26 protein-coding genes are annotated in these 25,402 nt (G+C 39.8%); 18 read left to right on the forward strand and 8 right to left on the reverse strand.

Translation table 11 applies throughout. The features are described from left to right. Positions 1-44 precede the first annotated feature (44 nt). Positions 45-1,922 (forward strand): bifunctional glutathionylspermidine amidase/synthase, encoded by a 1,878-nt coding sequence (gss, locus tag LDO73_RS09090; RefSeq protein WP_224057605.1) that lies wholly within the window; start codon positions 45-47, stop codon positions 1,920-1,922. A gap of 70 nt (positions 1,923-1,992) precedes the next feature. Here gss and LDO73_RS09095 read toward each other — a convergent pair whose 3' ends face one another. Then, complete coding sequence (locus LDO73_RS09095; RefSeq protein ID WP_224057606.1) at positions 1,993-3,087, reverse strand: porin; 1,095 nt, start codon at positions 3,085-3,087, stop codon at positions 1,993-1,995. A gap of 292 nt (positions 3,088-3,379) precedes the next feature. Here LDO73_RS09095 and LDO73_RS09100 point away from each other — a divergent pair, with 292 nt between their 5' ends. Both LDO73_RS09100 and LDO73_RS09105 read left to right on the forward strand, forming a co-directional pair. Beyond that, positions 3,380-4,129 (forward strand): DUF4184 family protein, encoded by a 750-nt coding sequence (locus LDO73_RS09100; RefSeq protein WP_224057607.1) that lies wholly within the window; start codon positions 3,380-3,382, stop codon positions 4,127-4,129. Between the two features lie 90 nt (positions 4,130-4,219). Continuing rightward, a complete protein-coding gene (locus tag LDO73_RS09105) occupies positions 4,220-4,918 on the forward strand; it encodes a DUF3592 domain-containing protein (protein WP_224057608.1) in 699 nt (232 codons plus the stop codon). 51 nt (positions 4,919-4,969) lie between these two features. Here LDO73_RS09105 and LDO73_RS09110 read toward each other — a convergent pair whose 3' ends face one another. Further along, positions 4,970-6,160 (reverse strand): MFS transporter, encoded by a 1,191-nt coding sequence (locus tag LDO73_RS09110; RefSeq protein WP_224057609.1) that lies wholly within the window; start codon positions 6,158-6,160, stop codon positions 4,970-4,972. A gap of 87 nt (positions 6,161-6,247) precedes the next feature. Then, the gene (locus LDO73_RS09115) at positions 6,248-6,670 is read right to left on the reverse strand and encodes a MerR family transcriptional regulator (protein WP_224057610.1); all 423 of its coding nucleotides are present in this window, start codon (positions 6,668-6,670) and stop codon (positions 6,248-6,250) included. A gap of 169 nt (positions 6,671-6,839) precedes the next feature. On the opposite strand from LDO73_RS09115, the gene LDO73_RS09120 reads away from it, so the two are divergent. The 4 genes from LDO73_RS09120 (at position 6,840) to LDO73_RS09135 (ending at position 10,199) form a co-directional block, all read left to right on the forward strand. Further along, complete coding sequence (locus LDO73_RS09120; protein WP_224057611.1) at positions 6,840-7,385, forward strand: AAA family ATPase; 546 nt, start codon at positions 6,840-6,842, stop codon at positions 7,383-7,385. A 1-nt stretch (position 7,386) separates the two neighbouring features. Continuing rightward, positions 7,387-7,881: a DUF523 domain-containing protein gene (locus LDO73_RS09125; RefSeq protein ID WP_224057612.1), complete on the forward strand. Its 495-nt coding sequence runs from the start codon at positions 7,387-7,389 to the stop codon at positions 7,879-7,881. A 74-nt stretch (positions 7,882-7,955) separates the two neighbouring features. After that, positions 7,956-9,269, forward strand: coding sequence for a type II toxin-antitoxin system HipA family toxin YjjJ (gene yjjJ, locus LDO73_RS09130; protein ID WP_224057613.1), 1,314 nt, complete (start codon positions 7,956-7,958; stop codon positions 9,267-9,269). Positions 9,270-9,317: 48 nt separating this feature from the next. Further along, on the forward strand, positions 9,318-10,199 hold the full coding sequence (locus LDO73_RS09135; protein ID WP_224057614.1) for a LysR substrate-binding domain-containing protein: 882 nt from the start codon (positions 9,318-9,320) through the stop codon (positions 10,197-10,199). Here the strand turns inward: LDO73_RS09135 and LDO73_RS09140 are convergent. After that, on the reverse strand, positions 10,188-10,904 hold the full coding sequence (locus LDO73_RS09140; protein ID WP_224057615.1) for a sulfite exporter TauE/SafE family protein: 717 nt from the start codon (positions 10,902-10,904) through the stop codon (positions 10,188-10,190). The genes LDO73_RS09135 and LDO73_RS09140 overlap by 12 nt on opposite strands. A gap of 221 nt (positions 10,905-11,125) precedes the next feature. On the opposite strand from LDO73_RS09140, the gene LDO73_RS09145 reads away from it, so the two are divergent. The 4 genes from LDO73_RS09145 to bla all read left to right on the forward strand — a co-directional run bounded on the left by LDO73_RS09145 (position 11,126) and on the right by bla (position 13,612). Then, positions 11,126-11,440, forward strand: coding sequence for an antibiotic biosynthesis monooxygenase family protein (locus tag LDO73_RS09145; RefSeq protein ID WP_224057616.1), 315 nt, complete (start codon positions 11,126-11,128; stop codon positions 11,438-11,440). After that, the gene (locus LDO73_RS09150) at positions 11,440-11,853 is read left to right on the forward strand and encodes an amino acid-binding protein (protein ID WP_224057617.1); all 414 of its coding nucleotides are present in this window, start codon (positions 11,440-11,442) and stop codon (positions 11,851-11,853) included. The genes LDO73_RS09145 and LDO73_RS09150 overlap by 1 nt, the downstream gene beginning before the upstream one ends. Further along, positions 11,831-12,520, forward strand: a complete 690-nt coding sequence (locus LDO73_RS09155) for an ArsR/SmtB family transcription factor (RefSeq protein ID WP_224057618.1) — start codon at positions 11,831-11,833, stop codon at positions 12,518-12,520. The genes LDO73_RS09150 and LDO73_RS09155 overlap by 23 nt, the downstream gene beginning before the upstream one ends. A 234-nt stretch (positions 12,521-12,754) precedes the next feature. After that, on the forward strand, positions 12,755-13,612 hold the full coding sequence (gene bla / locus LDO73_RS09160) for a class A beta-lactamase (protein WP_224057619.1): 858 nt from the start codon (positions 12,755-12,757) through the stop codon (positions 13,610-13,612). 637 nt (positions 13,613-14,249) lie between these two features. Here bla and LDO73_RS09165 read toward each other — a convergent pair. Then, complete coding sequence (locus LDO73_RS09165) at positions 14,250-14,426, reverse strand: PAAR domain-containing protein (protein ID WP_224057620.1); 177 nt, start codon at positions 14,424-14,426, stop codon at positions 14,250-14,252. Between the two features lie 308 nt (positions 14,427-14,734). On the opposite strand from LDO73_RS09165, the gene LDO73_RS09170 reads away from it, so the two are divergent. The 4 genes from LDO73_RS09170 (at position 14,735) to LDO73_RS09185 (ending at position 19,079) form a co-directional block, all read left to right on the forward strand. Beyond that, positions 14,735-15,856, forward strand: coding sequence for a cupin domain-containing protein (locus LDO73_RS09170; protein ID WP_224057621.1), 1,122 nt, complete (start codon positions 14,735-14,737; stop codon positions 15,854-15,856). Between the two features lie 265 nt (positions 15,857-16,121). Continuing rightward, positions 16,122-17,750: a DUF4139 domain-containing protein gene (locus LDO73_RS09175; RefSeq protein ID WP_224057622.1), complete on the forward strand. Its 1,629-nt coding sequence runs from the start codon at positions 16,122-16,124 to the stop codon at positions 17,748-17,750. 120 nt (positions 17,751-17,870) lie between these two features. Continuing rightward, on the forward strand, positions 17,871-18,617 hold the full coding sequence (gene ydfG, locus LDO73_RS09180) for a bifunctional NADP-dependent 3-hydroxy acid dehydrogenase/3-hydroxypropionate dehydrogenase YdfG (RefSeq protein ID WP_224057623.1): 747 nt from the start codon (positions 17,871-17,873) through the stop codon (positions 18,615-18,617). Positions 18,618-18,707: 90 nt separating this feature from the next. After that, positions 18,708-19,079, forward strand: a complete 372-nt coding sequence (locus tag LDO73_RS09185) for a DUF1283 family protein (protein ID WP_224057624.1) — start codon at positions 18,708-18,710, stop codon at positions 19,077-19,079. Between the two features lie 82 nt (positions 19,080-19,161). Here the strand turns inward: LDO73_RS09185 and bioD are convergent, their stop codons facing one another. From bioD to LDO73_RS09200, 3 genes are all read right to left on the reverse strand, one after another. Continuing rightward, entirely contained in the window at positions 19,162-19,839 is a 678-nt protein-coding gene (gene bioD, locus LDO73_RS09190; protein WP_224057625.1) for a dethiobiotin synthase, read from the reverse strand. Positions 19,840-19,980: 141 nt separating this feature from the next. Then, entirely contained in the window at positions 19,981-21,192 is a 1,212-nt protein-coding gene (locus tag LDO73_RS09195) for an ROK family protein (protein WP_224057626.1), read from the reverse strand. A 136-nt stretch (positions 21,193-21,328) separates the two neighbouring features. Beyond that, on the reverse strand, positions 21,329-22,234 hold the full coding sequence (locus tag LDO73_RS09200; protein ID WP_224057627.1) for a LysR family transcriptional regulator: 906 nt from the start codon (positions 22,232-22,234) through the stop codon (positions 21,329-21,331). Between the two features lie 126 nt (positions 22,235-22,360). Between LDO73_RS09200 and LDO73_RS09205 the strand changes: the two genes are divergently transcribed. From LDO73_RS09205 to tus, 3 genes are all read left to right on the forward strand, one after another. Further along, on the forward strand, positions 22,361-23,623 hold the full coding sequence (locus tag LDO73_RS09205) for an MFS transporter (RefSeq protein WP_224057628.1): 1,263 nt from the start codon (positions 22,361-22,363) through the stop codon (positions 23,621-23,623). Between the two features lie 114 nt (positions 23,624-23,737). After that, positions 23,738-24,304 carry a lytic polysaccharide monooxygenase gene (locus tag LDO73_RS09210; RefSeq protein WP_224057629.1) on the forward strand — a complete coding sequence of 189 codons (567 nt, stop codon included), beginning with the start codon at positions 23,738-23,740 and terminating at the stop codon, positions 24,302-24,304. A gap of 153 nt (positions 24,305-24,457) precedes the next feature. Next, entirely contained in the window at positions 24,458-25,363 is a 906-nt protein-coding gene (gene tus, locus LDO73_RS09215; RefSeq protein WP_224057630.1) for a DNA replication terminus site-binding protein, read from the forward strand. Positions 25,364-25,402 lie beyond the last annotated feature (39 nt).

The following is a 25,402-nucleotide window of genomic DNA, read 5'->3' on the forward strand; positions in this document are numbered from 1 at the left end:
TGCAATATTAAATAATATCAGTGAGCTGTAATAGGAACCTAATCATGACAGAAGAACACGAACCGTTTGGCACTTTACTTGGCTACGCCCCCGGTGGTGTTGCAATTTACTCTTCCAATTACAGCTCAATACCCAATCTTGATGAGCACGACGATATCTCGTTTCGCAGTTATATCAATAATGAATACATGGGATATAAATGGCAATGTGTTGAATTTGCTCGTCGTTTTCTCTATCTCAATTATGGTGTGGTATTCACCGATGTTGGCATGGCGTATGAGATTTTTGCATTACGTTTCTTGCGTCATGTAGTGGATGACGGCATTTTGCCATTACGCGCGTATCAAAATGGCAGTCAAATGAAACCCACAGCAGGAAGTTTACTGATTTGGGAAGAAGGAGGGGAATTTGAGCATACTGGGCATGTTGCGATTATTACCCAAGTTCTTGATAACAAAGTTCGAGTTGTTGAGCAAAATGTTTTACATCATAAACTTCCAGCAGGACAGCAATGGACTCGAGAACTCCCTCTATGCGTCGATAATGGATGCTATACAGTGTTCGATACATTCACCGATACAACGATCCTCGGTTGGATGATACAAACGGATAATGACCAGTATGCCTATAAAGAACCTGAAATTAATCCGCAATTGATGGAACTGCACGCGGCTCAGTTAGATAGCCAGATTAATTTCAATCAAAATTGGTTAGATGAATCTAACTCGATTGAATTAGCCTATGTTAAGGCTAAGCATGGGCATAGATTGAATGCGAACCCTCACGAGTATTTCACGATTTCAAGCACGGCCGAAAATCAGTTAATGCAGGCAACTAATGAAGTGCATTTGATGTATTTGCATGCTACTGAAAAAGTCCTCAAAGATGACAACTTACTGAAACTTTTCAATATCCCTGAAATTCTCTGGCCACGTTTGCGTTTATCATGGCAAAACCGCCGTCACGATATGGTAACGGGTCGCCTTGATTTTTGTATGGACCATCGTGGGTTGAAAGTTTATGAATACAATGCGGATTCAGCATCTTGCCACACTGAAACAGGACTAATTGTTGATAAGTGGGCAAAAATAGGGGGGCTCAGCACAGGCTGGAATCCAGGTGAGCGTCTGCAAGAATTACTTACGGATACATGGAAACACACTACCGCAAAACCGTTTATTCATATTATGCAGGATAGAGATAGCGAAGAGAATTATCACGCGCTATTTATGGCTCAATCTATCATGGCAGCAGGTTTTGAATGTAAAATCATCCATGGTTTGGATGAGTTAGTTTGGAATGAAACGGGCCAAGTGGTGGATGGTGAAGGGCGAGTGCTTCAATGTGTATGGAAAACATGGGCATGGGAAACCGCTCTGGAGCAGCTACGCCAAGAGAGCGAAAATGACCTTTCTGGCTTACCTATTCGAACTGGACACCCACATCATAATGATGTCCGGCTGATTGATGTGCTGTTGCGTCCAGAGATTCGCGTTTTTGAACCGTTATGGACAGTGATCCCCGGTAATAAATCAATCCTGCCGATTCTATGGTCATTGTTCCCGCATCATCCATATCTATTGGATACGGATTTTGAAATTAACGATGAGCTACGCCAAACGGGTTATGCCGTGAAGCCTATCGCAGGGCGCTGTGGTGATAATATTGGATTGGTTGATCATCAAGATGAAATTCTGGATGAAACTTGTGGGCAATTTTCGTATCAAGAAAATGTTTATCAGCAATTATGGTGTTTACCGAAAGTGGCAGAGCGTTATATTCAGGTCTGTACATTCACTGTGGGTGGGCATTATGGTGGTGCGTGTTTACGTTCCGATCCTTCTTTAGTCATTAAGAAAGACAGTGATATAGAACCTCTTTGGGTGCTTGAGGATGATGACTATATGAAGCAATGTCAGTAAAAATAAGCATAAAAACAAAGAAATGGCGCTATCTTTAATACCGAAGATAGCGCCACTCTCGAGAAATAGGTTAGAACTGGTACACTAAGCCCAAACCTAAAACATTATCAGTATTGATGTTGTGCTCACGAGTAAACTCATTTTTATTCAATAAGTTAATTTTGTAATCAACGACAGCGGACATGTTGTTGTTGAACTCATAAGCAGCACCAACAGCCAGGTATTTCACTAAATCTTTGCTGCCATATTCGCCGAGATCTTTCCCTTTAGATTGGTTATAACCGATTGAAGGGGTTAAGCCGAAATCTAAGGTATAAGTCGCAACAACTTCTAAATTTTCTGTTTTATTGGCAACGGCTTCGGCATCATCTTCTCCGTAGCGAGTTGCATTCAGTGCTTGACCATACATAGCTGCAATGTAAAGGTCTTCCCACTCAAATTTACCCCCGACGTTCCACACTTGCGCGCGTTCGCCTTTTGCACCAATAGCGCCATCACGCTGGCTTGGTGTACGACTTGAGTTTGCATAGCTGCCGCCTAACGTGACACCGTAACCCAATTCATAAGCGGTTGATAGACCATAACCATCACCGTTATTTTTCAGCGCATCTTCACCAGAGGATTTGTTTTGATCGCCATTTTTCCCTTGGTATTGCAGGGCGAAGCTTAAGCCATCAACATAACCGAACATATTATTGTTACGATAAGTCAATAAATTACGGTTACGTCCCATCATGAAGTTATCTTCTTGATCCATGGTGTCTGCGCCCCAAAGTGGAAGAACGTCAGTCCATGCATGGATGTCGTAGTTCACGCCGTAATTGCGTCCGTAATCCAATGAACCAAAATCAGCGAATTTTAAACCGGCATAAGCTAAACGGTTTTGGTTTTCATGATCACTTTCTGATTTATTGGTTGGAGTTTCCCATTCAAAACGGCCATAGCCTGTGAGTTGATCGTTGATTTGAGTATCACCGCGGAATCCTAAGCGAACGCGTGAATCATCACCATCTTCACCGCTTTTTGAATCGGCAATATAGTGGCGAACATCAATTTGTCCATAGACATCAAGTTTGTTGCCGTCTTTGTTATAAACTTCTGCCGCGTTAGCTGCGCTTGCGACTGCCAGAGTTGTGATAAGTGTTGCTAATTTATTGTATTTCATATAAAAACCCTTTAAACCACATATAAATAAGTTGATTTTGTGTATGCATGGGAAATAAACCGCATATATTATCCATGGAATAGGATAATTTAGGCAATAAATAATTAAATGAGAATCATTCAATGAGTTGATTCCACTGAACTAAATATAATTACTCGCAAATTATTTCGTAAAACCGCTATTTGGGGAGTACAGATGGGGGAAGGAGATTTCAGGATTATCGTATAGTGAATTGGAGCGGCAACATTTAGAATACGAAGCTATGCCAGATGATTATAGAAGGATATAGCTTATGCCATGGACGTTTTCACATCCAGCCGTTGTTTTTCCCATTAAGCATTCGTTTTTGGGGCAATGGCTAAGTTTACCTGCGATGATCCTTGGCAGTTTGAGTCCAGATTTATTATATTCGTTTGGCTTATATCGATTAGCATCAGAAGCCCACCACATTGTGGGATGGTTATCTATTGGGTTACCTCTTTGCTTTATTATTTATGCCATTATTCTGAAGCTGGCTTCGCCATTATCAACCGTAATACCTTTTGTGATTAAAAAAACGCAGGGTTGGTCTATCCTCAGTATTTGTATTCTCGCTATATCTTTCTTTATTGGCGCATTAACGCACATTGTTTGGGATTCTTTTACTCATGATACAGGCACAATGGTGCGGTCATGGTCATTTTTGCAATTCAATTTATCCATGACGGATAAACAAGAAATTGCTATCTATAAAATTTTGCAACATTCAGGTTCATTATTAGGCTTGTTCTATTTAAGTTATCAATATTGGCGATATTATCGAAAGCAGACAAAAATACAGCAAAACATTGATAACCAAAAACTCAAAAAGATAATAGGAATTGGGACTGCTTCCTTGTTATTCGCACTGCCTATTGCCTATTACCTCACACCAAAATTACCCAATTTTCACTTTAACCGCTTCGTTTATTTAGAACTTACCATGACAGTGCCATTTTTCTTTGGCGGCTTGGTTAGTTATGGGATATGGGTAAATTTCCATCAGCGCGGTAAACAGTCTTAAATATCATTATTTACCAATACTTATCTGAAATTAACTATCGATTTGTACCATAATAGAGGCGAATGAAAACTCAACTAAAGGAATATAAGGGTGAAGATTAAAAATATTATATTTACGGTTTTTTTAGTGATTGGGATCTTGTTTCTGATTGGCACTGTATTCTCGCTCTACTCCAGCATGAATATGACAAAAAATGGAGTGGAAACAACAGGGATTGTGACTGATCTGGATGTCAGTGTTTCAGAGGATAAATCAAAAAGCTATTTCCCGATTATTGAATTTACGACGCAAGATAATCAAAAAATTGAATTTCGCTCTTCGATGGGCAGCAGTAGCTATCGTGGCAGCATAGGGCAATCTATTGATGTGTTATATGACCCGAATAACCCCCATGACGCAGTGATTAATTCGTTCTTTGGTATTTATGCGCTAAGTATTTTTTGTGGTATTTTCGGCGTTGTATTTACATTAATTGGCGGTATTCCGTTTGCTTTTGGTATGGTGGGTAAAAAGAAAAGCACGCGCTTATTACGTGAAGGCACGCCAATCCAAGTAAAAATTACTGGGGTTGAAGAAAATACGATGATCCAGATAAACAAGCAGTCGCCATACCAAATTTTGGCGGATGTTCATGATAAAAGCTCGAATACTATCAAACGTTATAAGAGTGAAAATATTTATTTTGACCCATCACCGTATATTGATAGAGAAACTGTCACGATTTACCTCGATAAGAATAATGCTAATAAATATTATATGGATATAAGCTTCCTGCCAAAAATGAAATAGTGAAGGTAGGCTGCCTCGATGAATTAAGGTTCGAGGCAGTTTATTTTTACACTAAGATTTAGCCAATTCGGATGTTTTATCCATACTACGACGAAGTAATAGCATCACAGAAAAAATAGCCACGCCAACAATAAGTCCAATCATATTGGTCACTTGCCAACCAACAAAATAAAAGGCGACACCTGCTAATAGGCTACCAATAGCACCAAAACCAAAGATAAGGAAATCGGTCATTCCCTGTATTTTAGCTCGTTCATGATCGCGGTATGTTCTTGGTAATAAGTGTGTGGTACCAATTAAAATACAGTTCCAGGCAAGACCGACCAGCGTCATGGATATTAAAAAATGTGTATAACTGGCACCGGTTAAATTTAATAAATTAGCCGCCATCAGGCAGACTATTCCTAGCCATAAAAAAGGTTTTACGCCAAAGCGACTGATTAAATGCCCTGTAAAAAAGGAAGGTGCAAACATACCTAAAATATGGCATTGGAAAACAAAGGCGATGGAAGTGAATGTAAATTCCTGAGCTTTCATTGCCAATGGAAATGCGCCGACCATATAAACGACCAACGCATAGCTTATTGCACTAACGAAAGCGATTAAAATAAGTAATGGTTGAGAGTAGAGTTTTGAATATGAACGTACCTTCGGAATATCAGCAGAAAATACCGTTTTATGCTGCGTGGTTAACGGGATCATTAATAAAAGTATAAATGCCAAAATATAAATGATCGTCAATGCTGCGAAGGTGCCCATAAATGGATATTGAGCAATGAGTGTGCGTGTTGACATCGCTAATGTAGGACCCACTAATACCGCGACAATACCACCACTCATCACCAATCCGACGGCTTTTGCACGCAGTGCAATTGGCGCTTCTTCTAAAGCAGCGAAACGATATTGCTGAGCCGTACCAATCGCGATACCCGTAAAAAAAGTTCCCAGAGAAAATAGCCAAAAACTTTGAGTGTAAATGCCTGAAATCGCGAAAATTGCACCCGTTAATCCACCAATATTTCCCAACATAAAACCAGCTCGGCGGCCAAATCGCATCATAAAATGCGCCATGGGAATGGAGGCTAAAATCAAGCCAATATATTGTGACAATAGGGGGATGGTTGCATAGGCTGGGTCATCCGCTAATTGTGAACCAATCAGCACAGCAACAGAAAGAACGAGGGCATTACCGGTTGTAAATAATGCGAGAGCAGCGGCGAGCCAAAAAACTGAACGAGGCATAATCATTCCTTACTGTTTATAAAAATCAACAATAGTAGAGGGAGAAAACGAATATGCCGGATGATACAACTTCAAGTTGACTTTAAGTCAAGCGATGTTTTTGGTCAGTTTTGCGATATTTTGTTTTAAGCTTACAGATAAAATTTTCTGAAATTTAGGGCACTGCAAGTGATTTTCCGACGGACATTGTTCAATATGTTGTAACCCTTGCTTAAGTTTCTGCAATTCTTGGATTTTTTGGTCAATTTCATCTATTTTTTCTCGCAAAATAGGGCGTTCAATCCCTTTTTCTGGCAAGTGATTTAACATTTTTGCTATTTCATCCAGTGAAAATTGAGCCTGTTTAGCAAGAATAATCAGCGAAAGATGAGTAAGAACTTCAGGTGCATACAACCGAGTTAAACCTTTTCGGCCAATAGGTTGAATCAAATCTTTGCTTTCATAGAAACGAATAGTTGCAGAGGTAAGGCCCGTAAGTTCAGATACTTGGCTGATAGAGAGTGTTTTCATAGTAATTTTGCGCTTTATATAAATAACGTTTATCCGCTAACTTACCACCTAACTATGCTGAATTGAATTATGGTTGATGACTTATTTATATCAAGAATGGTTAACTCAGCTCATTTCAAGAAAAATTGTGTTTTTTAGCCATAAGAAATAGTAAAAATGAAGGGAATATATGATTAATGATGGGCTAAAGATTATTATCACTGGCGGTCCCGGTGCAGGTAAAAGTGCAATTATTGAAAATTTAATGGCAAAAAAATACACTTGTTTACCGGAATCGGGTAGAGCCATTATTCAAGATCAAGTCTGTATTGGTGGTAACGCATTGCCATGGCTGGATAAGCAAGCATTTGCTGAGATGATGCTTTGCTGGGAATTACGCTCATGGCATTTGGCCGATTATCATAATGAAATCTGTTTTTTTGACTGTGGGCTACCCGATATTGAGGGCTATTTGAATTTATGTTCAATTCCAATTCCTAAGCATATAGAACAAGCAATAAATACGTTTCAGTATAAAAAAAGCGTATTTATCGCACCGCCATGGAAAGAAATATATGTGCAAGATACGGAAAGAAAACAAACATTTGACGAAGCTGTGATGACCTACCATGCGATGGTGGCGACATATAAAAAATACAATTATGAATTAATCGATATCCCTTGTTTACCGGTTGATGATCGAGTTAGTTTCATTCTTTCTTATGTGAATCAATGATATGAATAAAAAAATTCTTGTTAGCGCTTGTTTAATGGGGCATAACGTTCGTTACAATGGAACAGCAAAGGCGCATCTACAAACGGTTTTAGCCCGTTTGCACGAAGAACAACGGTTAGTTATTTTTTGTCCTGAGCTAGCAGCAGGGCTGCCAACACCGCGTTTGCCCGTAGAGATTATTTCAGCGACAGGTTATGAGGTCATGCAAGGCAAGGCCAAAATGGTTGAAAAAACTGGAAATGATGTTACGCAACAATATCAATTGGCGGCATGGCTTGCTTTACAAAGAGCTGAAGAAGAAGGGTGTGTTGCTGCATTATTAACGGATGGCAGCCCTACATGTGGTGTAAATCAGATTTATGATGGCACATTTAGTGGTAAAACCATTCAAGGAATGGGGGTTGCCACTACGTTATTATCTCAGTCAGGGGTCTCGGTATTTTCTCACACCCAGATCGATGAATTAGTGCAGTGGCTAGATAGCTCAGAAAGATGACAAGACCAGAAATAGCTGCTAAATTATCTATTCATGCATCTATTCATTTATTTATTCACTGAGCGGTTAATACCATGAATAATCGATCTGAGATGATACGTCAATTACTCCGTAATGGCCCAACAACAGCAAGGCAACTGACTGATATTATGAATATTAGTCAGCCAACTTTGTCTCGAACGCTAAAAGTATTAGGTGACGATATTGTTCGGATTGGGGCTGCATCCTCTATTCAATATGCATTGCGTGATACGTTTCGAGGGTTTGATTCTGCTCCTATTTATCGGATCACCGAAGAGGGAACATTACGAGCTCTAGGTCAGTTGATTCCGGTTTATCCAGATGGATTTGTTATGGAGCAGGTTGACGGAGTATGTCTTCATAGTGATGGCTTACCATGGTGGCTATTTGATATGCGCCCACAAGGATACCTTGGTCGAGCTTATGCATCCGCCTATTCAACGCAACTTGGAATATCACCAAATCCCGATCGCTGGTCAGACTCCGATATTATAAGAGCCTTGCTCGCTCATGGGCATGATGCTGTAGGAAACTTATTAATTGGGGAGCAGGCAAGAAACCAATTTCTGGAAATGCAGGCTCCAACTCCCGTTGATCGAGCCACGGTGTATCCAACATTAGCGCGAGCGGTTAGCTCTGGAGAGGTTCCTGGATCATCCGCAGGCGGTGAGCAACCAAAGTTTTGTACCTACACTGAACGAGGCCATGTCATCGTAAAATTTACGGCTCTCGATGATAATCCTGTAAGTGAACGTTGGCGTGATCTGCTACAAGCTGAGCATCTAGCATTAAAAGTGCTGGGAGTTGAAACCGAAGTGTTTGATTTTGAAGGACAACGTTTCCTTGAAATTCCTCGATTCGATCGCATTGGTTTACTCGGCCGTCGAGGGCTTTTTTCTTTACAAGCTCTGGATGCAGAATTTGTAGGGCGGGCAAGGGAACCTTGGCCTGTATTGGTCAATGAATTAGTTAAGCAAAAACATGTACATCTAGATGCTATCACCAGTACAGCACGACTTTGGGCATTTGGTATGCTCATCGGTAATACCGATATGCATCATGGTAATTTATCGTTTATTAGTAGTCATGGCCGCCCATACCATCTTGCACCGGCTTACGATATCTTACCGATGGGGTTTGCGCCTAAGTCGGGTGGTGAAATCGTCAATACGCTTAGGCCAGTAACTTTACTTGAGGGGATCAGTGGAGAAACTTGGCGGGAAGCGTTGGAGTTAGCTGAGACGTTTTTGATTTTAGCCAATGATTGCCACGGTTTTTCTGAAAACTTTGCTCAATGCTTAAATGCGTTACGTTGTCACATCGATGAGGCCAATTCCCGGATATCACGCCTTGCTGATGAGTTTTGATGCTAAAACCTATTCTAAGTATGGGTTATACACATTTTCGGAGCGATTATGCGTTTTGATATGGTTGATTTACGTTTATTTGTAAATATCCACAAAGCTGGGAGTATTACAGCGGGGGCGAATCTATCTAATTTAAGTTTGCAATCAGCCAGTGAACGTATTCGGGGCATGGAAAGTGAGCTTGGTGTTTTATTATTGACACGCTCTTCATCGGGAATAAAACTGACAAATGCAGGCTTGGCATTATTGAATCACGCGAATCAGGTGCTATTGCAAATCGACCATATGCGCAGTGAATTGCGTCAATACAGCCAAGGTTTACGGGGGTATATTGACCTGTTATGCAACTCTTCGGCACAGGCCGGTTTTCTTCCCAAAAAATTAGCGGACTATCTGCAAAAACACCCAAATATTAGCGTTGGGATCCGTGAAATGCCAAGTGAAAAAATCATCAATAGCCTTAATAACCAAATGGCAAATTTAGGCATTGTGGCAAATCCGTCGTCATTGAATGACTTAGAATTTAAATTTTTATGTGATGACCATTTAGTTATTTTCGCACCACCATCCAATGATTTGAATAATCACAGCATCTCTTCATTAAACCAAATTGGAAACCATGATTTTATTGGACTTTCTCAAGGCAATGCATTGCAGGATTATATTGACCATCATGCACTGAGCGAAGGAGTTTCATTTAATTACCGAATGCGTTTAGCAACGATGGACGCGGTGATGCAGTTAGTGAGTGAAGGGCTTGGCTATGCCATTTTACCGCAACAAGTCATATCACGCTTTATCGGAATATATCCAGGAAATATCATTCCTTTATCTGGTGAATGGGCAAAGCGCAAATTATACATTTGCACCCGAAGATTTGATGAATTACCGAGTTATATGGATGAGTTTGTTAAGTTTTTACTTGAATAACATGTAAATACCTAAAACTATTAATCCTAAGAAAAAACAGCGCCTAAATATTTTTTCACTGATTAAATTTCTACAATATTGCCCCACATACATGCCAATAATCGCAGGAATAAGTGCTATTGACGATATGTAATAATCTATAGTCTCTCTGTTATTCTCTCTGAATAATAATATGGCCAATGCAATTGTTGACGCGGTAAACGCGAGGCCTAGTGTTTGTATTAATTCATTTTTATTAAGATTCAGCGATTGTAAATAAGGAACAGCAGGGATCACAAAAACCCCCGTGGCTGCGGTAATAACTCCAGTCATATAACCAATTAGTGGGGATAACCATCGTTCATTTTTACCCGATGTTGACGATTTAGGGAGGAATATGGCCACTAATCCATAAATGATTAATATCAGACCCAGTGCAGGAAATACCCACTCTGATGCTGAACTCAATTTTGGTAATGGGCTATAAACAGTGCCAATAAAAATAGCGATAATAAATAAGTAAAATCGTCGAATTAAGTTTAAAAATTTACCACCGATCATAAGCTGCCATATATTGGTGACGAAAGATGGAATAATTAGAATGCTTGCTGCTACAGCAGGCTCCATGACCGTTGTTAATAAGCCCATCGATAATGTTGGCAAGCCTAGTCCAATAACTCCTTTAACAAATCCCGCCAAAAAGAAGATCAATAAAATTAACGCCATATTGGATTTACCTTTGAGTTGATAAGTATTGCTTAAAGGGTAATCAATTAAATAAAAACAACCTATACGGATTATTTTTAGGGGGGCTTCGGAAAATACAGAGTAAGGTTTTCAGCAAGTTACAGCTACTATTGTCATCAATGTTGGTCATTTCGATAGTTATCGAAGTGACATGAATACGAGATTGATAACCTATTTAGCGGTTAACAAGGAGACATGAAATGATCGCAGTGATATTTGAAGCACGTATTGCACCAAATAAACAGGAACGCTATTTATCTTTAGCGGAAAAGTTAAAGCCATTATTGAGCGATATTGAAGGGTTTATTTCAATCGAGCGTTTTCAAAGTTTATCGCACGAAGGCAAATTATTGTCACTGTCATGGTGGGAAAGTGAGTCCGCTGTTTTGCAATGGAAACAGAATATTTTGCACATGAAGGCTCAGCAAGAAGGTCGAGAAACGATTTTTGATTTTTACAAAATCAGTATTGTTAATATGGTTCGAGAATATTCATTTGAAAAGGATAAGCAATAATGTTTGATATTCATGTGGTTTTAGATGGTAAACCAGGGCAATTAGCGCTGTTAGGAAAAACATTAGGTAATAACAATGTAGGCTTGGAAGGTGGTGGGGTATTTACCGTCGATGGAAAAAGCCACGCTCATTTTCTTGTCGAGGATGGGAACAAAGCGAAAACTGTTTTAGAATCTATGGGATTATCTGTTGAAATTAACAAGCCGATTATCCGTAAATTAAGACAGGAAAAACCCGGAGAGTTAGGGGAAATAGCGCAAATATTAGCGGATCATGATGTAAATATTTTAGTGCAATACAGCGATCATGCTAATCAACTGATACTGATTACAGATAAAACGGATATTGCAGAATTAGTCACAAGCCCTTGGGCCGTAGAGAATTTTTTGAATGACCATAAAAATGAAGGATAAACCCACATTAGAATCCTCGATAGCCGCGATTGGAGCGGCTATTTCTGATAGTTCGAGGGTTAAAATTCTTTGTGCTTTAATGGATGGAAGGGCGTGGACAGCAATGGAACTGGGCGTTGTCGCGGAAATTTCCGCATCAACAACGAGTAGCCACTTAACAAAGTTATTGGATAACCAACTGATTACGGTTATTTCACAAGGCAAATATCGCTATTTTCAAATTGCGAATGAAGGCGTTGCCAATATCATTGAAAGTATTATGGGACTATCTGCAAGCAATGTATCCCAAGCCAAAATAACGACACCGCCTAACTTAAGAAAATCTCGAACTTGTTATAACCATTTAGCCGGTGAAGTGGCTGTTCATATTTTTGATGCACTTAATCAGAAAGAATGGATAACTGAGAATGGATCTGAGATTACGTTATTGGGTATTGAGAGCTTTAGAACAATGGGGCTTAATTTTAATTTCAAGAATTCAACAAAGGTTTGTTGTCCATGTTTAGATTGGAGTGAACGACGTTTTCATTTAGGCGGACAAGTTGGTACCGCTTTTCTTGCGCATGCTGAAAAACAAGAGTGGCTGTTTCGACATGCTGGTTATAGAGAAATCACCATCAGTGAAAAAGGGCATAGGGCGTTTGCTAAATACTTTGGTATCAATTAACTGGCCAACATAGTCTAATTGCAAAATAAATAGGGATCTTGTCTTAACGAATATGTATTCCAATCATTTAAATCAATCCATAAGTTTTTCTATTAGCTACTAAAAATTATCATCATTTGTGAACCCTACAAAAGAAAATATAATCATGAGTAAAAATAAGGCCCTACATAAATTAAATTTCAACTTATGCTGAAATAAACTCATTATATAAATATTGACCATCAAAGGTTTACTATGAATTTACGATTTAAAACATTTGCCGCATTGGTTTTAACCATGCCTATTGTATCCTCTGCTTTTGCTTTAACTTTACAGGATCAAGTTAAACAATACGAAAAAGAGGGTTGGAAGGTTGGATTGTCAATTCTATTTTCAGATGATAAAACGATTTCTATAAATGGAAACCAACGCTTTCCTTTGGATAGCACAGTTAAATCAATTGCTTGCGCTAATGTTCTGGCAAAGGTTGATGCAAAGAAACTTTCATTAAGCCATTCTATGATAGTAACTGAAAAAAATATTGTGACATATTCGCCAGTTGCTAAAGATTATATGAATAAGCCGTTTACGCTTGAACAAGCTTGTAAAGCTGCTAATGAATACAGTGATAATACAGCCGCTAATTTTGCTATTTTTTCGGGTGGGGGACCAGAGGCTCTGACGGCATTTATGAGAGCTATAGGAGATACGGTTACTCGTTCTGACCGATATGAGCCAGAATTGACAGTCAATCCCGAGGGTGATTTGCGAGACACAACGACTCCCGATGCAATGAGCAAGAGTATCAAGAAAATTTTGACTGGCGAAGTTCTCAGTAATTCATCAAAAGAACAATTGAAAGAATGGATGGTCAATAATAAAGTCGCTGATAATATGCTTAGAGCGTCTCTTCCTAAAGAATGGAAAATCGCCGATAGATCAGGTGCAAGTGAATATGGCGTCAGAGGGATAACGTCGATGGTATGGTCAAATAATCATGATCCTGTATTTATCAGCATCTATGTAAGAAAAGCGGATACTTCTTTGGATGAACGCTCAGAAGTGATTCGTATTTTAGGTTCTCATCTATTTGACGAATACCTTAGTCACTAAAATTATATTGGAATCATTTGTTGTTTAGAGTAGTAAAAGGTTGGGGTTCTATGGAGGAACCCCGAAGTAGCAGTGAGATAGATATAAGACTGTTATCTGCACATTAATTCTATTTAACATAATATGCATTATGCGAACCCAAGTATGGAATGAAGAAATACAGCGTTTTGGCTGGTTAATCGTGTTGGTTCGTTTATCGTTGAAACTGCCTTTTCTATGACCAATTAAGCTTTTAGTCGTTGCTTCATGTCCACTAGTTAAAGTTCCATGATACTTAAAAAAGCTCGTCTACTTTATCGGCGAACGAGCTTCAGTTTTCTATGAGGCTTTGGAGAGCCTCCTTACATGTCATACGGCATAAATCCTATCTCACCCTTAATTATTACCGTATTTTTTTGTGAATGATAAATATCAGCGCAAGAACAATAGCAAAACCATAGTATGCAAATTCCATTGAGCTATTATGATCTGACAGTAATTGCGCAGCAAAATTAGTCCACCTTGCTTTTGAGGTATCACCTATTCCAATAATTCTTATTTCAGTTGAAAAATTTAAATTAAAAATTAAATCGAAAAAAAATAAGCCTACGTAATATATAACTATTAATAAGCAAGTAAGACCCCATCTAATAAATGATTATACGTTGCTGATCCCGCCAAGTATCTTGTAAGTGCCAGAGTGTTTCCCACACGTGACCATGTCACCTTCACGAGCAGCAGACACGCCGTAAAACAAAAACGTATTGTCGCCCGTTAAGATTTGACCGCCGCAGGTTGTTCGGTCTCCGACCCGTAAAAAATAGCCTATCGCCATTATGCCATCCTTGTTTTCATTGATTTAATCAGAATTGAGATAATAATCTAACCTAAGTGAAATGTAATGAAAACCCTGTCGGCTATGATGATAAATTAGGAAGGGTCTTGATCTCACCTCAACGTGAGTCCGTCCTCGATTTTTTAACATAGAGATGTGTCTATTTATTCGAACCTAATTATGAAATAAAGAAATCCGGCATTCTGATCCCCTCAAAAGTTATCGACCTGCACTTGACGCCAAACAAAAATATGCCACCGTATTACTTCTATAATGACTAGCTTATTTACTCATATAGATGTGGTCACATGGTTAACAAACTGAATCTTAACTGGCCTGAATTTTTAGAAAAATACTGGCAGAAAAAACCCGTTGTATTGAAAAATGCATTTCCTGATTTTGTCGACCCTATCACTCCAGATGAACTGGCCGGCTTGGCGATGGAACCGGAAGTTGACAGCCGCCTAGTCAGCTTTATTGATAGCAAATGGGAAGCGAGCCATGGCCCGTTTGAGGACTACAGCGAATTAGGTGAAAAAGGATGGTCGCTGTTAGTGCAAGCCGTGAACCATTGGCATATGCCTGCCGCTGAACTGGTGAAACCGTTCCGCGTACTGCCTGAATGGCGTCTTGATGACTTGATGATCTCCTATTCGGTGCCTGGCGGTGGTGTCGGACCACATATTGATAACTATGATGTTTTTATCATCCAAGGAATGGGCCGCCGCCGCTGGCGAGTGGGCGACGCCCTTCCCATGCGGCAATTTTGCGCACACCCGGCACTATTGCATGTCGATCCATTTGAGCCGATTATTGATGTAGAAATGGCTCCGGGAGATATTCTGTATATTCCGCCGGGATTCCCTCACGATGGTTTCACCTTCGAAGATACCATGAACTATTCTGTCGGCTTTCGTGGCCCAACCGGGCGCGATTTGCTGAGCAGTTTTGCAGACTATGCACTGGAACAGGATTTGGGCGGAATAAATTATGGCGATCCTGACCTGAAAGTCAGTAAAAATTCAGGAACCATGGAACCTCATGAGGTTGAACGCCTACGAGCCATGATGATTGAAATGGTCAACAAGCCCGGTGATTTTGAACAGTGGCTAGGCCGTTTTGCAACCACCCCTCGCCATGAGCTGGATATTGCCCTTGCGGAACCGCCGTATCAGCCGGAAGAAGTACTGAGCGCTCTAAATGCCGGTGAAAAATTGATACGACTAAGCGGGCTGCGAGTCATGCGTATCGGCGATCGTTTCTTTGTTAATTCAGATGGTTGGAATACCACAGAAATAAAGGGTGCCGACGCATTGTGCCAGCTTACGGAAGCCGGAATAAATGAACTCGGTGAAGCACTAGAAAACCCAATTTTTGTCGCTGAGTTGACCGAATTTATCAATCAGGGATATTGGTATTTCGAAGAGTAAGTCACTTTAGCCTAACAAGATAAAACACCTGCTGACGGGTGTTTTATCTCAACATCCCCTTCGCACCTCAAGCTATCTTCGATTTATCGCCAAACTACTGAAATATTCAATCGATTGCAACAATCATAGTCCCGACAAAATAAATGAGGTCGCAGTCTACGGAGCTCCTCTAATTTAAGCTTATTCTGTTATCTCAACTGATTAAATTCTAATATGATTAAAAACTATCAATAAAACTAATCCATCCAGCTAATGGAGTATCAATATGTTTGTCACTCGCAAATTCACCAAAGGAATTTTATTTGTATCGGCGTTAGCGTCATGGCAAGCATTTGCTGAATCAGCGCCGCTCTCACAGCCTCTTAAGCTCAATCAAGCCACGATTTTTTTACGTGGTGCCGAGTTAACAAATAGCGCTACTGTCAATTTACCGCAAGGCGAAAGTAAGCTGATTTTCACCAATGTTGCTGACCACCTTGATCAAAAAAGCCTTTCAATTAGCTTAGATAATGAAGATATTCTGATCCGCTCAATTGACGTGCAAACCGTGGCAGTGGAACCTGTCTATACGGGTGAAGTGGCAAATTTAAAATCGCAGATAGACGCGATAACCAAACAAATTTCAGAGCTTAATATCAAAATAAAAGTGGGTGATGACCAACTCGCTTTACTGAAAGATCAGCGTTTTTTTGGTGAAACAACGACATTATCCCTTGAGCAGTCCGCATCCAAATTGGAATTTATTCGCAAGCAAATGTCTGCGATATTGAGTGAAAACTTAGCGTATCAGCAGCAGATTGATGAATTGACAGAGAAACAAGCATTATTGCAGGCAAAATTTGACGGTATTCTTCCCGATAATATTGGAGAGCAGACACAAATTGTGTTGACGGTTGATACTCCCAAAAGTTTGAGTGCCAACATGCAAATCTCATATGTTACTCCCGATGCGGGTTGGTCTCCAAGTTATGATATTCGTGCTAAAGATATTGATAAACCAGTCAATATTACCTATAAAGCTGACGTTATTCAAAATACCGGCATGGACTGGGACAAAGTTAAACTCACCCTTTCCTCTGCCAACCCAACACGCAATATCACCCCGCCATTTTTAACACCATGGTTATTGTCGGTTTATGACCAATATAATCAAGGCTATATGAGCGGAAAAATGTCCGCAGCCATGGATATGGAGGTGGCAGCACCTGCGCCAGTAGCGGAAATTTCAGCATCCAAAAAACGCAGCCCGGGCATGGCAAACTATGTGTCGACCAACACCAACGGCGTGAATCTCAGTTACAGCATCGAATTGCCTTTTAGCTTAGCCTCTACCCCTAAAGCAAAATCTATTACCATTAAACAAGCAGATGTTGATGCAAAATATCGTTATACATCAACGCCAAAAATGGCTGAGGAAGTCTATTTGCAAGCTCAAATTGATGACTGGGATGCACTGAACTTACTGAATGGCCCTGCTAATATTTACTTTATGAACAGCTACGTGGGTGATTTTTATGTGAATTCAGGGCAATTGACTGAAACTCTCGATATCCCATTTGGTGTGGATGATAACATTCAAATTTCTCGTGTAAATAATGCGGGAATGCGTAAAAAACCAACCTTTATGGGTTCCACCGTTGAGCAAAAAGAAAGCTTCTTAATTAAGGTACGTAATACGCGGAAAAATGATATTAAACTGTCAGTCTATGACCAACTCCCGACGAGTAAAGATACCGATATTAAAGTGCTTAACCCCGAATATAAAGGCGGAAAACTGGATGAAACAGAGAATAAAATTGAATGGGATTTAACGCTGAAACCTCAAGAAACTGTCGAATTGCCTTTAAGTTATACGCTGAAATACCCTAAAAATAAGCAGATTAATGGATTATAACTGACTAAATAAGTTAATTATTTTATCGGTGTAAAAGAACTAAATAAGGGGCTTGGATGCCCCTTAATAATAAGGTTAGAATGATTCAAAACAAACAACGATAACAACCTGAGGTACCTAATGATTATTCTAGTAACCGGCGCAACATCAGGATTTGGTGAAGCTATTGCTCGCAAATTTATTCAGCATAATTTCACTGTGATTGGGACGGGACGCAGAACTGAAAGATTAAATACATTACATCAAGAATTGGGTGATAAATTTTATCCATTAACTCTGGATGTACAAGACCGAAAAGCCATTCAGCACGCTGTAGCCAATTTGCCCTCCCACTTAAAAAATATCGACCTTTTAGTGAATAATGCGGGGCTTGCTTTAGGATTAGAGCCCGCATTTAATGCAAATCCAGACGACTGGGAAACCATGATCAACACAAATACCAAAGGCTTAGTCAATATGACGTATGAAGTGCTGCAAGGTATGGTGGAAAAAAATCACGGGCACATTATTAATATCGGCTCTACCGCCGCATCTTGGCCATATAAAGGCGGCAACGTTTACGGTGCAACTAAGGCGTTTGTAAAACAATTTTCTTTAGGATTACGTGCAGATTTAGTGGGCAAAAAAATTCGTGTGACCGATATTGAGCCAGGGTTAGTCGGTGGAACTGAGTTTTCAAATGTCCGTTTTAAAGGTGATGATGAAAAAGTCACAAATACCTATAAAGGCGCGGATGCTCTTACTGCTGAAGATATTGCGGAAACAGTTTACTGGGTGGCAACCCTTCCGGCTCATATGAATGTTAATACACTGGAATTAATGCCGGTGTGCCAAACCTTCGCTGGTTTAACCGTACATAAACAATAATAAATTTTCGTACTATTCTATAAAGACGGCATTATTGTTTATTCGCTATACTATGGTTATAGCACGCGTATTGAAACCAAAGGAAATTACATGAGCACGTCACAAAAATTTATCAAAAATGGTCTGGCTGCAATCTGCTTCTGCCTCCCTTTGATGTGGGTTAATGCGGCGCAAGCAGCTAATACATCATGCGCTGCGGGTAGCACTTGTGTTTCTGTCGGTAATGGTAGTAATGACCCGTTGAATAAGGAACAGGCGCGACAAGATAAAGAACAGTGGGATGAGACTAAAATGCTCCGTTCTAAAGTTAACCGTCGCACCGAAAAAGAGTTTGATAAGATTGACTCTGCATTTGATGCTAAAGATAAATGTGAGAAAAGTTTGAATCTTAATGCGTATTGGGAGCCAAATACTCAACGTTGTCTTGATGTTAACTCAGGCCGTCCAATTATTAATCCATAATTTATAATAGAATATATCGATAAAACAAAGGGCGCTATTTGCGCCCTTTTGCTTAGATAATAAATTAAAATCTATATAAAGATCAAAATGCAGGAATCGAAACAAACTCTTGCAGTTTTTCACCATCTAAATAATGTCCCAACTCTTTTTCTTCAGGACGCAATAAATAAGGAATTTCACCCAATAATGGTGCATTAATATGTTGCTGCATACGCTGAATAATTTGAGCGTAATGTGCCAAGCCTGGGTTGATTCTATTTGCTAACCAGCCGACTAATGGCAAACCATCAGCTCGAATAGCTTCAGCTGTCAATAGTGCATGATTGACACACCCATGCTGAATTCCGACGACTAAGATCACGCCAACAGATTGTTTTTTCAGCCAATCGGCATAAAAAGTATTATCATCAAGAAGATAACGCCATCCGCCATTGCCTTCGATAACGACGATGTCGCTTTGTTCATGAAGGTGATCTAACCCTTTGTTGATTTTATTAAAATCAATACTGTTTTCATGGCTGTAATTATCGCCAAGTCTGACAGGGTTAACTTCATCATACGAGACAAGATCTTGCGAAACACGGTGAATAAGAAGTGCATCCTTATTGCGCTTCCCTTCAGGTGTATCGATACATTGATCTGCAATAGGTTTGTACCCTACTGCTTTAATACCTTGATTATTAAGTGCTTGTAATATTGCTAGTGTCGATACCGTCTTCCCGACATCTGTATCTGTCCCGGTAATAAATAGATTGTTCATGGTTGTTCTATCCTGAAGTGACAGACTAAGGTCAGCAAAATGCTATAAAAATGATATGAATTCAGTTTATGGGAATGGGGAAATGATAAGTTTGCGTTAGCTCAATTTTGTGTAAGATAATGAGAAGTTTATCAAATTGTATTAGCCTTGCAGTAATTGCAACAACAGTGAACCATCATAAAGTGCATTTTGAATTAATGCTGTTTCACTTTCCTTAATTGAAATTATTGATTTATCAAGTATTAACTTATTACAGTAAAGTGGATTCCCATGTAATGAGATAAAATATTGTAGGCGAGTAAGCCAGTAATTTTGCTCATTAGTTAAAGGCGAATTAACTAAAATCAATTCTGTTCCAAATAAATTAATCATCATTGCTAATGGATAAGCAAGTCGTTTAGCTGTTGTATCGAGTAATAAAACACATAGTGGGTCATTTTCTATTGCACCTCGACTAATTGCGTTAATATCGACACTTCCTTTATGCAAAATAGATTCAGGATAACCTGCAAGTAATTCTCTTGCTTGCTGAACAATCGCAGGAATGGATATTTTAGTTTCTAAGCAGCCCTTTCCTCCACAATAACAAGATTGTGGTCTTTCTGAATCAGTTTGAGTATGTGCAAATAATATAGGCTGACGTGTTATTGAATCCAAAGAATAGCCGTGATTCAGCACCGCGATATTAACCACATCTTGAATTTGTAGATAAATAATATTTTTTTGTGGTCGAGACTCTGAATATTTGAGGTGGTCGCCGATAGCCAGAGCATTAACAGGCGGATGAAGATAGACGGGCAGACCTGTTTTTTCTGTCAGCATCTCGCCGATAGCCAGTTGGTGAACATGGTAGTCAGGCAACCTATAAATAACCCCAGAATAAGAGTCTAAGAGGCCATCTAATAAGATACTGATCGCCGTGACTCTTTCTAAGTGAGCTCCGTTCTCTTCGAAAAACAGGCCAATCAGTTCCGATAAACGATCACTAAATTGTTGATTACCTTTGACATCAAAAGGATATCGTTGTTCTGTGAGGGGTTTAGCATTAATTTCTTTTAACGAAATAACAGCATGTTGCTGTTCAATTCGAATGGCTAAAAATTGCCAGCCTTCACTTTCAATGACTAACCCAACAGCTGGGCGTCCCCTTAACCCTAATACTGGAAATTCACGTTCCTGTATCAAGTGAGCATCCATCAATTCACGGGTAATTTTGGTGATACTCGCAGGGGCCAATTGAGACTGTTTTGATAACGCAATACGGGAAATAGGACCATGCTGTGCAATAATTCGGTACACAAGCCCAGTATTTAATTGCTTTATTTGGTCGGTATTTCCCGTTTGGTTTATCATCTTAACACTCAGAAATCGTTGTAAATTATGATTGATTATGCCTGATATAAATGAAAACTCGGCTACATTTACATATAAAACGTGATGAAAATCTCGTTAATCATTTCAAATTCTACGCCTTATACGCCCACAATACCTATATACCCACAATATTATGCAGCAGTAACTCAGTCAGTTTTTTAGCCGCAGCAGGTGGCGTTCGTCGCGTATTGTAGACCAACCAGACTTCTGAAGTAGCTTGAATATTCGCGAGTTTTAGATACCTCACGCCGTCAATCTTCATTCGTGTAAAGGATTCGGTGATGATAGAAATTCCCATTCCAGCAGAAACTAAGCCTAGAATGGTCATAGCTTCGCCTGCTTCTTGGGAAATCGTAGGAACCACCCCTTTGGAGGCTAATAATTGATTGATCTCATCATATAGTGCCGTTCCCACTTCTCGCTCAAAGAAAACTAACGGATAAGCCGCAAGCTGCTTAATATCGATGCCACTTTCTTCGAAAGCCAGTAAAGGATGCCCTTCATAAACCGCAACCATGAAAGGCTCTCTAAATAATAATTGATAGTCCAATTGTTCAGGTAATATTGTATTGCGCATGATGCCAATGTCTATGCGCCCGGTCACTAAAGGCGGGATTTGCTGCTTCGTATTCATTTGATGCATATGAATAGAAACATCGGGGTACGCTTCTCGGTATTGGCGCAGGCTCATGGTGACTTTGTGCATAAATGGCGTTGTTGACGTAAAACCAATAGACAGTTCACCAAGTTCCCCTTTTTCCATCCGAGCCGCCTTGGTCGCTGCAGCGTCGACCTGCCCTAAAATTTGGTAAGCTTCTTTTAGAAACATGGTACCAGCTGGGGTTAAGGCGACATTGCGGTTATTGCGTTCTAATAATTTAGCATTAACCATTTCTTCAAGAGCTTGAATTTGCAGGCTTAATGGCGGTTGAGACATGTGCAAGCGCTCAGCCGCACGCCCAAAATGTAACTCTTCGGCAACAGCAATAAAATAACGTAGGTGGCGTAATTCTATATTCATGACCCAATGCCCACTGAATTGATATATTTAAAGTATCATTATCTATAATTAATATATTAGACAAAAAAATAGAAAGTTTCTATTCTTTGATCGAAATCAAGTCCGTTTAGTCGTCAAGGAATTTACATGGAACAGCAGTCAAATAGCCTCTCAACGAGCCAATCTCTACAAGGAAAACAAACCAAAACCTTGACCAATACAGATCCGAAAAAACATTATATTCAACGGGACGATGCACTGTATTTGCGTGTAACTCTGTCATTCTTTACTGTGGGTTTTGCAACATTTGCGTTGCTGTACTTTGTACAACCTATTTTGCCAATGTTGTCAGCGGACTTTAATATTTCTCCGGCGACTGCCAGTTTATCACTCTCTTTAAGTACGGGATTGATGGCATTGGGGCTACTGATCACCGGCCCTATTTCCGATGCAATTGGTCGTAAAAATGTGATGGTCATTTCCCTGACTTGTGCTGCACTTTTTACATTAATGAGCTCAATAATGGAAAGTTGGCAAGGGATTTTGATCGCCCGTGCATTAGTGGGGTTATCTCTTAGCGGTGTAGCGGCCGTCGCCATGACCTATTTGAGCGAAGAAATTCATCCGAGCTATGTTGCTCTGTCAATGGGCTTATATATCAGTGGTAACTCTATTGGGGGAATGAGCGGACGTTTAATGACCGGGGTAATTGCCGACTTTTATTCATGGCGAGTTGCGGTTGTTATTTTAGGTTCATTGGCATTGTTGGCGGCGATTGGATTTTGGCGTTTATTACCACCGTCCCAACACTTTCGTGCAAGCTCTCTTAAACCTAAAAACCTTTGGGTTAACTTACATTTACACCTACGTGATACGGGGTTGCCCTGGTTATTTGTTGAGGGTTTCATCTTGATGGGCGGTTTCGTCACCATGTATAACTACATTGGATACCGCTTACTTGAATCGCCTTATAATTTTAGTCAGTCTATAGTGGGATTTTTATCTGTTATTTATTTAACAGGAACTTACAGTGCGACTAAAACAGGGAGCTTAACCCAGAAACATGGCTTTGGGCGAATTTTAATTGCTGCCATTGCGATGATGTTAATCGGCGTCATTTTGACGTTACACAGCAATATTTGGGTCATTTTACTAGGCATGACAGTATTGACCGCAGGATTCTTCGCCGGTCATTCCGTTGCAAGTAGCTGGGTCGGACGCCGCGCTAAAAGGGCAAGAGGACAAGCATCTTCACTCTATTTGTTTAGCTACTATGCGGGTTCCAGTATTGCCGGTACATTGGGCGGCTTTTTCTGGTCGGCATATGGTTGGAATGGCGTGGCGTTATTTATTGCGGCTCTTCTACTGGCAGGTGTAGGTATCGCTTATAAGTTAAAAACAAAATGTTAGTAGCTTATAAATTACCAAGTAATCCAATAAGTTAACTGGTACTAAAGATTAGAATTCACATCCTCATCATGGTTAATAGAAAATATACAAATTAATCAATGATGAGGATCTTCAATGAAAAGAATATTATCTTTATTACTCTGCTATAGCGTCTTTGCCCTGCCTCATGGCTATATCGAGTATCCCGCAAGCCGAGCCTACCTGTGTCAAGTACAAACCAATAAAAACTGTGGTGCTATTCAGTATGAACCTCAATCTGTAGAAGGGTTGAAAGGCTTCCCGCAAAAAGGCCCTGAGGACGGTAAAATTGCCAGTGCAGGTATTGCGGCTTTTTCGCCTATCGATGTTCAGCTGCCATTTCGTTGGACTCGAGTGTTAATAGAAAAACCTAATTTTGATTTGTTCTGGCGTTTAACAAAAATCCATAAAACAACTAAATGGGAATATTTTATTACACGAAAAGATTGGAACCCAAGTGAACCACTAACCCGATCGCAATTTGAATTAACACCATTTTGCAAATACGAAAAAGTAGAGACGCCGGCGAGTTTAGTACAACACAATTGCAGGCTCCCCCAAAATTATCAAGGCTACCATGTTGTTTTAGGTGTTTGGACCATAGATGATACGGCCAATGCATTTTATCAAGTTATTGATATAGAAGTAGATTATAAGAAATAACAGCAAGAAAAATCCATGAAGGGATAGTATAATAACCTACCTCGCTATCCCTTAATTTCCTGATTAAGCTAGTTGATAAACACGGATGTTAATGTTAGTTTTGTTTTATAAACAACAGAATGTTGTAACTAAATATGGGATTGAATAAATCAAATGTCCAAACAACAGTTAATTAGCTCATTCAATCTATTAGAGTCGAATATTAATCTGCTATGCCAATTGCTTCAGGCGCAAAAAGACGTCAATGCAGCTGTATTTAGTTTACCGGAAACCCTTAAAGGGGACGAAAACAATGAAGTCAATTCTATCTTTGTGGATAAACATACGGGACACGACGCAATCACCCAAACAATAGAGCTATTTAAGCTTTTGTTTATTCATAAAAAATCAGAATTGGTTAGCAATAAAACCGCGATACGTTTACCTGGAGCTATTTGTTTAGCCCCCTCTTATGCTGAATATAAACAATTTCAGCAGTTAATCTCCGATATCAACCGATTAAAAATAGACATTAAGCAGATAGTGACCAATGTTGATGAGGCTCATCGTTTTGAATTCATAAGAGAAAGTTTGCATGGGTTACTTACTCTGAATACCTATCGAACTCTCACCTCTGTTGTCGACCCTGATACCATTCGCTTTGGTTGGGCAAATAAGAAAGTGATCAACAAAGTGACTCAAGAAGAGATGCTCAACCGTTTACAAGCTAGTTTAGAAAGCGGAAGAACACCGGCTCATTTACAGCGCGAACACTGGCAATTGCAGTTAGAAACTGAGATCCAGTTAATTCGCTCCCTCCCCCATGATTGCATTCTAAAAACACAGCGACCGGTAAAAGTTCAACCAATCGCTCGAGTTTGGGACAAAGAAACACAGAAACAGACTCAATATCCTTGCGCAACGCCAATATTGGTTTTTGCTGTCGATAAAGCATTGAGTGATATAAAACTGGGAGAGTTGGCGGATTATCATCAAGATAATATCGCACTGCGTAATCGCCCAAAAGCAAAGCCAGTTGAATTACTGATACCGCGCTTAAATCTGTATATAGAGCGATAAAAAAAGCCCCTGCTCTATTTCTAGTACAGGGGCTGAAAA

The sequence above is a fragment of the Providencia alcalifaciens genome, from assembly GCF_915403165.1.
GTDB classification, from domain to species: Bacteria; Pseudomonadota; Gammaproteobacteria; order Enterobacterales; family Enterobacteriaceae; genus Providencia; species Providencia alcalifaciens_C.

Bases quoted from the DNA above. Each gene is read 5' to 3' on its own strand.
- gss (WP_224057605.1), top strand. From the start codon at position 45: ATGACAGAAGAACACGAACCGTTTGGCACTTTACTTGGCTACGCCCCC.
- LDO73_RS09095 (WP_224057606.1), bottom strand. From the start codon at position 3,087: ATGAAATACAATAAATTAGCAACACTTATCACAACTCTGGCAGTCGCA.
- LDO73_RS09100 (WP_224057607.1), top strand. From the start codon at position 3,380: ATGCCATGGACGTTTTCACATCCAGCCGTTGTTTTTCCCATTAAGCAT.
- LDO73_RS09110 (WP_224057609.1), bottom strand. From the start codon at position 6,160: ATGCCTCGTTCAGTTTTTTGGCTCGCCGCTGCTCTCGCATTATTTACA.
- LDO73_RS09115 (WP_224057610.1), bottom strand. From the start codon at position 6,670: ATGAAAACACTCTCTATCAGCCAAGTATCTGAACTTACGGGCCTTACC.
- LDO73_RS09120 (WP_224057611.1), top strand. From the start codon at position 6,840: ATGATTAATGATGGGCTAAAGATTATTATCACTGGCGGTCCCGGTGCA.
- LDO73_RS09125 (WP_224057612.1), top strand. From the start codon at position 7,387: ATGAATAAAAAAATTCTTGTTAGCGCTTGTTTAATGGGGCATAACGTT.
- yjjJ (WP_224057613.1), top strand. From the start codon at position 7,956: ATGAATAATCGATCTGAGATGATACGTCAATTACTCCGTAATGGCCCA.
- LDO73_RS09135 (WP_224057614.1), top strand. From the start codon at position 9,318: ATGCGTTTTGATATGGTTGATTTACGTTTATTTGTAAATATCCACAAA.
- LDO73_RS09140 (WP_224057615.1), bottom strand. From the start codon at position 10,904: ATGGCGTTAATTTTATTGATCTTCTTTTTGGCGGGATTTGTTAAAGGA.
- LDO73_RS09145 (WP_224057616.1), top strand. From the start codon at position 11,126: ATGATCGCAGTGATATTTGAAGCACGTATTGCACCAAATAAACAGGAA.
- LDO73_RS09150 (WP_224057617.1), top strand. From the start codon at position 11,440: ATGTTTGATATTCATGTGGTTTTAGATGGTAAACCAGGGCAATTAGCG.
- LDO73_RS09155 (WP_224057618.1), top strand. From the start codon at position 11,831: ATGACCATAAAAATGAAGGATAAACCCACATTAGAATCCTCGATAGCC.
- bla (WP_224057619.1), top strand. From the start codon at position 12,755: ATGAATTTACGATTTAAAACATTTGCCGCATTGGTTTTAACCATGCCT.
- LDO73_RS09165 (WP_224057620.1), bottom strand. From the start codon at position 14,426: ATGGCGATAGGCTATTTTTTACGGGTCGGAGACCGAACAACCTGCGGC.
- LDO73_RS09170 (WP_224057621.1), top strand. From the start codon at position 14,735: ATGGTTAACAAACTGAATCTTAACTGGCCTGAATTTTTAGAAAAATAC.
- LDO73_RS09175 (WP_224057622.1), top strand. From the start codon at position 16,122: ATGTTTGTCACTCGCAAATTCACCAAAGGAATTTTATTTGTATCGGCG.
- ydfG (WP_224057623.1), top strand. From the start codon at position 17,871: ATGATTATTCTAGTAACCGGCGCAACATCAGGATTTGGTGAAGCTATT.
- LDO73_RS09185 (WP_224057624.1), top strand. From the start codon at position 18,708: ATGAGCACGTCACAAAAATTTATCAAAAATGGTCTGGCTGCAATCTGC.
- bioD (WP_224057625.1), bottom strand. From the start codon at position 19,839: ATGAACAATCTATTTATTACCGGGACAGATACAGATGTCGGGAAGACG.
- LDO73_RS09195 (WP_224057626.1), bottom strand. From the start codon at position 21,192: ATGATAAACCAAACGGGAAATACCGACCAAATAAAGCAATTAAATACT.
- LDO73_RS09200 (WP_224057627.1), bottom strand. From the start codon at position 22,234: ATGAATATAGAATTACGCCACCTACGTTATTTTATTGCTGTTGCCGAA.
- LDO73_RS09205 (WP_224057628.1), top strand. From the start codon at position 22,361: ATGGAACAGCAGTCAAATAGCCTCTCAACGAGCCAATCTCTACAAGGA.
- LDO73_RS09210 (WP_224057629.1), top strand. From the start codon at position 23,738: ATGAAAAGAATATTATCTTTATTACTCTGCTATAGCGTCTTTGCCCTG.
- tus (WP_224057630.1), top strand. From the start codon at position 24,458: ATGTCCAAACAACAGTTAATTAGCTCATTCAATCTATTAGAGTCGAAT.